General features: G+C 69.0%; 6 protein-coding genes. All 6 read right to left on the bottom strand.

Features of this window, described 5'->3' with window-relative positions:
* Nucleotides 1-29 precede the first annotated feature (29 nt).
* The 6 genes from K206_RS0106115 to K206_RS0106090 all read right to left on the bottom strand — a co-directional run bounded on the left by K206_RS0106115 (nt 30) and on the right by K206_RS0106090 (nt 6,720).
* The gene (locus tag K206_RS0106115; protein ID WP_020423692.1) at nt 30-1,052 is read right to left on the bottom strand and encodes a GntR family transcriptional regulator; all 1,023 of its coding nucleotides are present in this window, start codon (nt 1,050-1,052) and stop codon (nt 30-32) included.
* Nucleotides 1,053-1,145: 93 nt separating this feature from the next.
* Nucleotides 1,146-2,162 carry an alpha/beta fold hydrolase gene (locus K206_RS0106110; protein ID WP_020201528.1) on the bottom strand — a complete coding sequence of 339 codons (1,017 nt, stop codon included), beginning with the start codon at nt 2,160-2,162 and terminating at the stop codon, nt 1,146-1,148.
* Nucleotides 2,159-3,256, bottom strand: a complete 1,098-nt coding sequence (locus K206_RS0106105; RefSeq protein ID WP_196812844.1) for a Zn-dependent alcohol dehydrogenase — start codon at nt 3,254-3,256, stop codon at nt 2,159-2,161. The genes K206_RS0106110 and K206_RS0106105 overlap by 4 nt, the downstream gene beginning before the upstream one ends.
* Nucleotides 3,257-3,293: 37 nt before the next feature.
* Entirely contained in the window at nt 3,294-4,118 is an 825-nt protein-coding gene (locus K206_RS0106100; protein WP_020201526.1) for a phytanoyl-CoA dioxygenase family protein, read from the bottom strand.
* A gap of 78 nt (nt 4,119-4,196) precedes the next feature.
* On the bottom strand, nt 4,197-5,408 hold the full coding sequence (locus K206_RS0106095; RefSeq protein WP_020201525.1) for an alpha-hydroxy acid oxidase: 1,212 nt from the start codon (nt 5,406-5,408) through the stop codon (nt 4,197-4,199).
* A gap of 49 nt (nt 5,409-5,457) precedes the next feature.
* Nucleotides 5,458-6,720 carry an MFS transporter gene (locus tag K206_RS0106090; protein ID WP_020201524.1) on the bottom strand — a complete coding sequence of 421 codons (1,263 nt, stop codon included), beginning with the start codon at nt 6,718-6,720 and terminating at the stop codon, nt 5,458-5,460.
* Between the last annotated feature and the right edge of the window lie 255 nt (nt 6,721-6,975).

The raw sequence follows: 6,975 nt of genomic DNA, 5'->3' as shown, positions 1-6,975 counted from the left end.
CCCCGCCGCGCCTTGCGCGCGGCGAGCGGCTACTCGTCCTTCACCTTGCTCAGGTAGGACGGCAGCGGCGGCTGCTTCATCCTGCTGACGATGTCGAAGCGCAGCATCCAGCGTTTCCTGGCCTCGTTGATGTGCTCGTACAGCAGGCTCGCGGTGCGCTGCGGGTCGTCCGAGAGCAGGGCGTCGATGATCTGCAGGTGTTCGGTGAAGGCGTCGTTGATCAGTTGCCCGGGAATCTGCAGGTACGGGTCGGCCAGATACCGGGTCGGCACGAACAGCACGTGCGTGCGCGCGAGCGCGACCGTCATTTCCTTGTTCGGGCAATACGACAGCAGGCGGATGTGCAGGTCCGTCTCCGCCTCGTCCATGTCCTTGGCCTCGCGCTGCCCGCTGGCGATCTGCGCGGCCAGCTTGTCCCGCACGCCTTCGAGCCAGGCGCGCGGCACGCGCGAGGCCGCCTGCACCAGCGCCACGGGCTCGACCAGGCAGCGCATCTCGAACAGGTGGCCGATGCGCTCCTGCGTCACGCGCTCCGCGATCCAGTGTCCGCCCTTGTCCTTCGACAGCATGCCGACGCTGTGCATGCGCGCCATCACGTCGCGCGCGACCGTGCGGCTGACGTCGAAGTGTTCCGCGAGGCGTTCCTCGGTGATGCGCACGGTGCCGAACAGCACGCGCGTGCACAGCTCCCGCTCGACGGCGGCATACATGCGCTGCCACTGCGGCTCGCCGGTCAGGTCGACCTGCTCGAGCGTGGCGACGCGGCCCGCGCATTCGCCCCGGGCCTTGCCCGCGACCCGGTAGCCGCGCCCTTCGTTCTCGACGAGCAAACGGTCCGAGCACAGCATGGCGAGCGCGATGCGCGCGGGCGAGCGGCCGATGCTGAACGACCTCGCCACCTGCGCCTCGAGCAGCTTTTCTCCCGGAGCGATGCGCCCGCTTTCGATCATCTCGCGCAGCAACTGATAGGTGCGATGCTGGATCGATCCGCCAACCTCCGCATCGTTGGATGCGGCGGGCGGGAAACTGGCGCTGGTGGACAACTGGCTCATGGGCAGGAAGAGTGGACGCGATGGCTGAACGATACTACCGCACTTGCGCCGCGTACAGCCGCCGCCGCCGCCGCCGCTGTCACCGCCATGCGCTCAGGCCAGGAACACGCCGATTTCCCGGTCGATCCGGCCCGCCGTCTCCGGGTCCGCTTCGGACGCCGCGAGATGCCCGTCCTGGCTGGGCAGCTGGACGAGCTGGCAGTCCGCGATGTGCTGCGCCGCCCAGATGCCTGCCTCGACCGGGTTGTAGAGGTCGAGCCGCGGCACCGCGATCAGGGTCCGCGCCCGGATCGCGGCGAGCGCCCGCGCGGTGTCGCCGCCGAAGCCCGACGTGGTGCCGACGTCGTGCGCGTCGTAGGCCCACGACTGGTAGATCCAGTCGAGGGGATCGGCCTGCTGCCGGCGCCACCATGCCGTGCGCCGCGCCAGCCAGTCGTGCATGCCGTCCAGCGTGACATCGGCGGCAAAGCGCGTGGGGCTGCGCATGGCCAGGATGTGCGTGACCGCGACCCACGCGGTCCAGTCGACCTCCGCCGATGATCCGGCGCCGCCCGCGCGCAGCGCGAGCCGGGCCGTCTCGTTGAGCGCCTGGGACCAGGGCGCGGTCTTCGCCATCGGCACCAGCGCGACGATGCGCGACATCGCATCCGGATACGACACGCCCCATTGCAGCGCCTGCATGCCGCCCATCGACGCGCCCGCCACCGCGTGCAGCGACGCGACGCCGAGCTGCTCGAGCAGCCGCTTCTGGCTGCGCACCATGTCGCGGATCGTGAAGCGCGGAAAGCGCTCGCCCGGCTGCGTGGCCGAGTTCGACGGCGACGAGGACAGGCCGTTGCCGAGCGCGTCGACGACGATGGTCGTATAGCGCGCGGGATCGAGCGCGCGGCCCGCGCCGATCAGGAAATCCAGCCGGTGGTGCGTGCTGCCGATGGCGCACAGGCCGAGCACGACCGGTTTCGACTTGTCGTCCAGGTCGCCGTGCACGACGTAGGACAGGCGCAGGTCGTCGATGGCCTCGCCCGATTCGAGCGGGAAGCGGCCGAGCGCCGCGCCGCGGTGCGGCGCGTCGATCCATCCATCCTGCAGGGGAGGATGGCGCGGGATCATAGCTCGATCACGGCGCGGATGTCGCTGCCCGCCGCGAGCCGGTCGAGCCCCTCGTTCACCTCGCCGAGCGTGATCGTCGAAGTCACGTATTCGTCGAGCTTCAGCGTGCCGTCGAGATACGCCTGCGCCAGCGCCGGAAAATCGCGCGCCGGCTGCGCCGCGCCGTAGCTCGAGCGCACGATGCGCTTCTCGCCCATCAGCGCGCCCCAGCGGAACGCCATCTCGGCGTCGGCCGGCAGCTTGCCGAGCCACACCACCTGCCCGCCGGGGCGCACGAGGTCGACGCTGGCGCGGAACCCGGCCGGGTTGCCCGCCGCCTCGAACACATGGTCCGCGCCGCGGCCTTCGGTCAGCTCCAGGTGCAGCGCGCCGAGCGTGTCGTCGGCAACCAGCGCGTGCGTGGCCCCGAGCTTGCGCGCGACCTCGAGCCGCTGCGCCTGCCGGTCGATGGCGATGATGCGCGCCGCGCCGGCCATGCGCGCGCCCTGCACGGCCGACAGCCCGACCGCGCCGCAGCCGATCACCGTCACCGTCGCGCCCGGCTCCACCTGCGCGACGTGCGCCACCGCGCCGTAGCCGGTCATCACGCCGCAGCCGATCAGGCAGGCGCGCGCGAACGGGATGTCGCGCGAGACCGGAATCGCGCAGTCCTCGCTGACCACGCACAGCTCGGCGAAGCTGCCCGAATACATCAGTTGATGCACGGGCTGGCCGTCCCACGCCAGGCGCGGACGCCCGTCGAAATGGAACGACTGCGCCGCGTGGTCGCGGTAGGGCTGGCACAGGACATGCTGCTGGCGCCGGCAGTAGAAGCAGGTGTTGCAGTGCGGGTTCCACGACGTCACCACGTGGTCGCCGACCGCGACGCTGCGCACGCTGCGCCCAATCCATTCGACCACGCCCGCCGCCTCGTGCCCGGGCACGAACGGCAGCGGCGTGCGCAGGTCGCCGCGCACCGCTTCCAGGTCGGTGTGGCACAAGCTCGTCGCGCGCACGCGCACGACGACGTCGGTGTCTTCCAGCGCCGCCAGATCGAGCGATGCGACCCGAAGCGGGCTGCCCGCTTCGACCATGACTGCTGCATTGAATCCCAAACCGTCTCCCTCCGTTGATCGTTGCGTCCGGTTGCGCTCAGCGCTGCTGGGCCGCGCCCTTGTACAGGATCTTCCAGTTGCGCTCGCCGATCTGCTGATGGAGCGCGACGAACGCCGGGTCCAGTTCCGCGGTCGGCCTCGGCTCGTGCTCGAACGTGTTGAAGGTGTCGGTGCCGCGCACCAGGGTGGCGCTGTCCTCGCCTTCGAGCTGGCGCACGTAGGTCGGGATGTAGCGGATCGCGTAGCCGATGCGCCGGTTGGCCGAGTCGTTGGGCGGCGAGCCGTGCACGATGCGCACGTGGTGCAGCGACATTTCGCCCGGTTCGAGCTCGATCGACACCGCCTGCGACGCATCCACCTCGACGGCGATTTCCTGGCCGCGCGTGAGCAGGTTGTTGGCCGAGAACGTGTCACGGTGCGGTATCTGGTCCAGCAGGTGCGTGCCGGGGATGACCTGCATCGCGCCGTTGGCGCGGTTGCTCTCCGACAGCGCGACCCAGGCGGTCACCACGTCGGGCTTGGACAGGCCCCAGTAGGTGGAGTCCTGGTGCCACGACACGAAGGCCGGGTCGTGCGCGTTCTTGATGAAGAAGCTGCTGGCCCAGGCGAGCAGGTTCTCGCCGTAGAGGTCCTCGATCGCGTTGACCACGGCATCGCTGCCGACCAGTTCGTTGAGCCACGGGAACAGCAGGTGGCTCTTGAGGTTGAGCGCCTTCTTCACGAGCGGGCTGTCCGAATGCTCGAAATCTTCGAGCCGCTTGCGCAGCTCCAGCGCCTTCTCGACCGGCATCACGCGAATCGGCGCGACGTAGCCGAACTTCTGGAAGTGCTCGACCTGTTGCGGAGTCAGTGACTTCAACATGCAATCTTCTCCAGTGAATTGTTATGTGGGTTGTGTGACGTGGTGATAAATGGTGAAACAGTGGTGATGAACCGGTTGTCAGCCCGCCAGCGCGCGCGCCGGCGCGCCCGTGACCGTGACGTGCGACACGCCGCGGGCCGGCATGCGGAACCCGCCGTCGAGCAGGATGCGGCCATCGGCTTCGCGCACGTCGGTGATGCCGCACAGCGCCATCGTCATGTCGAGTTCTTCGCGGATGATCTCGAGCGCGCGCGTCACGCCCGCCTCGCCCAGCGCGCCGAGCGCGTACAGGAACGCGCGGCCGATGTACACGCCGCGCGCGCCGCAGGCGAGCGCCTTGAGCACGTCCTGCCCCGAGCGGATGCCGCCGTCCATGTGCAGCTCGATCTCGCCGCGCACGGCCTCGGCGATGCGCGGCAGCATCGAGATCGTCGACGGCGCGCCGTCGAGCTGGCGCCCGCCGTGGTTCGACACGATCAGCGCGTCGGCGCCGCAGTCCAGCGCGATCCTGGCATCCTCGGGATCGAGGATGCCTTTGAGGATAAGCTTGCCGTTCCACTGGCTGCGCACCCACTCGATGTCCTTCCAGGTGAGCGTCGGGTCGAACTGGTTCTGCGCCCACTCGGCCATCGAGGCGATGCCGGTCACGCCCGGCGCGTGCCCGACGATGTTGCCGAACGTGCGGCGCGGCGTGCGCAGCATGCCGGCGCACCACGCCGGATAGCGCGCGAGGTGCGCGAGATTGCGCAGCGTGAGCCGGGGCGGCGCCGACAGGCCGTTGCGCAGGTCCTTGTGCCGGCGCCCCTGGATCTGCAGGTCGAGCGTCAGCACCAGCGCGGAGCAGCCCGCCACCTGCGCGCGCCGGATCAGGTCCGCGATGAACACGCGGTCCTTCATCATGTAGAGCTGGAACCAGAACGGCTTGGTGGTGTGCGCGGCTACGTCCTCGATCGAGCACACGCTCACCGTCGACAGCGTGAACGGCACGCCGAAGCGCTCGGCCGCGCGCGCGGCGAGAATCTCGCCGTCCGCGTGCTGCATGCCCGCGATGCCGGTCGGCGCCAGCGCGAGGGGCATCGACACGGTGTGCCCGGCCATCGTCGAGGCCAGGTTGCGCCGGCTGAAGTCGACGGCCACGCGCTGCCTGAACTTGAGCCGCGCGAGGTCGTCCTCGTTCGCGCGGTAGGTCGATTCGGTCCACGAGCCGGCGTCGACGTAGTCGTAGAACATCTTGGGCACGCGGCGTTTGGCGCGCTGGCGCAGTTCCTCGATGGTGGCGAAATGGGTCATGTCGGTACGGCTGGCAGGTTGGAATGAAGAGGCGAGGGCCCGGCGGCGCTCATGCGATGCCCGGCTCGAACCGCGGCTGGCGCTTGGGCGTGCGCACGCAGACCGCCACCAGGATCGCGCCGAGCGCGGCAATGAGGCCCGTGAGCAGGAACGCGCTCTTGAAGTTGCCCGACCACTGCACCAGGAAGCCCGTCAGCGCCGGCGCGACGATGCCCGCGAGGTTGGCGATGAAGTGGATGAAGCCGCCGATGGCGCCAACCCGGTCCTTCTCGACCGTATCGAGCACGATCGCGAAGTAGGTGTTGTACGAGGCGTACATGAAGAACACCCCGGTCGCCATCAGCGCCACGGCGCTGGTGAGTTCCGTGACGGTGCCCGTGGCCGCGATGCAGGCCGCGCCGGCGCCGAGGCTGGTGATCAGCACGACCTTGCGCGCGAAGATCGCCCGGCCGGTGCGCCGGAACAGGTAGTCGCACACCACGCCGCCGGCGATCAGGCCGGTGGCGCCCACCGCCCACGGAATCACGCTGACCACCGCCATCTTCTGGATGCTCAGGTGATGCGCCATCGTCAGGTAGCTGGGGAACCACGACAGGAAGAAGTAGAGGATGTAGGCGTAGCCGAAGAACGCGAACGCGGTGGCGAGAATGGCGGGCTGCAGCAGGTACTCGCGCAGCGGCGTGACGGTGCCCGGGGTGGTCTCGCGCGGCGCTTCCGCGCTGGCCGTGGCGGGCTCGTCGGGCGCGACTTCGGGGTTGTCCTTGGCCATCAGCAGCCAGCTGATCACCCACAGCAGGCCGACCGAGGCGATGATCACGAACGACACGCGCCAGCCGACGCTGACCGCGAGGAAGCCGACGATCGGGCCGGCCAGCGCCGCGCCCAGCGACTGTCCCGAGTTGGCGATGCCGATCGCGCTGGCTTGCTGCGCGCGCGGGAACCAGTTCGAGACGAGCTTGTTGATGTTGGCGCAGAACGGCCCTTCGCCCATGCCGAAGACCACGCGCACGGCCAGCAGGCTGGCCAACCCGACCGTGGTCGCGGTGAGGCCGCAGAACAGCGACCAGACCAGCATCGACACGGTCAGCACGCGCTTCGGGCCGAAGCGGTCGGCCGCGTATCCGCCGACGAAGCAGAACAGCGCGTAGCCGACGAAAAAGCTGCTGAAGACGATGCCCAGTTGCGCCGGGTCCAGATGCAGTTCCTGCGCGACCAGCGGCGCCGTGATCGACAGCGCCGCGCGGTCGAGATAGCTGATCGCCCCGCCCACGAACAGCAACCATATGAGCGTCCAGCGCGAGCGTGTCTCCATGAGTGTCTCCTTTGTTGACTGCTTTGTTGACTGCTTTATCGGCAGATGCGCTGCCTGCGTCTTGATGTTATTTGGTACATTGCATCCAATGTGCATTCAGAGTAATGACGGGGTCGCGGGATGTCAATGTGGCGATGGCTAGTGATTACCCTTGGTGCGTGTCCGGATGCCTGCCGGGGGGTGCCATGCGCCGTGGTTTGCGCGGTTTGCGCGGACGTGACGGAGCAGCGGCCCGCGCAGGTGCGCGGGCCGCCG

The organism is Cupriavidus sp. WS, from assembly GCF_000395345.1.
GTDB lineage: Bacteria > Pseudomonadota > Gammaproteobacteria > Burkholderiales > Burkholderiaceae > Cupriavidus > Cupriavidus basilensis_B.
This window is presented reverse-complemented; position numbering and strand designations above follow the sequence as displayed.

Excerpts from the sequence above, each read along its gene's own strand:
- K206_RS0106115 (WP_020423692.1), bottom strand. The coding sequence starts at position 1,052 with ATGAGCCAGTTGTCCACCAGCGCCAGTTTCCCGCCCGCCGCATCCAAC.
- K206_RS0106110 (WP_020201528.1), bottom strand. The coding sequence starts at position 2,162 with ATGATCCCGCGCCATCCTCCCCTGCAGGATGGATGGATCGACGCGCCG.
- K206_RS0106100 (WP_020201526.1), bottom strand. The coding sequence starts at position 4,118 with ATGTTGAAGTCACTGACTCCGCAACAGGTCGAGCACTTCCAGAAGTTC.
- K206_RS0106095 (WP_020201525.1), bottom strand. The coding sequence starts at position 5,408 with ATGACCCATTTCGCCACCATCGAGGAACTGCGCCAGCGCGCCAAACGC.
- K206_RS0106090 (WP_020201524.1), bottom strand. The coding sequence starts at position 6,720 with ATGGAGACACGCTCGCGCTGGACGCTCATATGGTTGCTGTTCGTGGGC.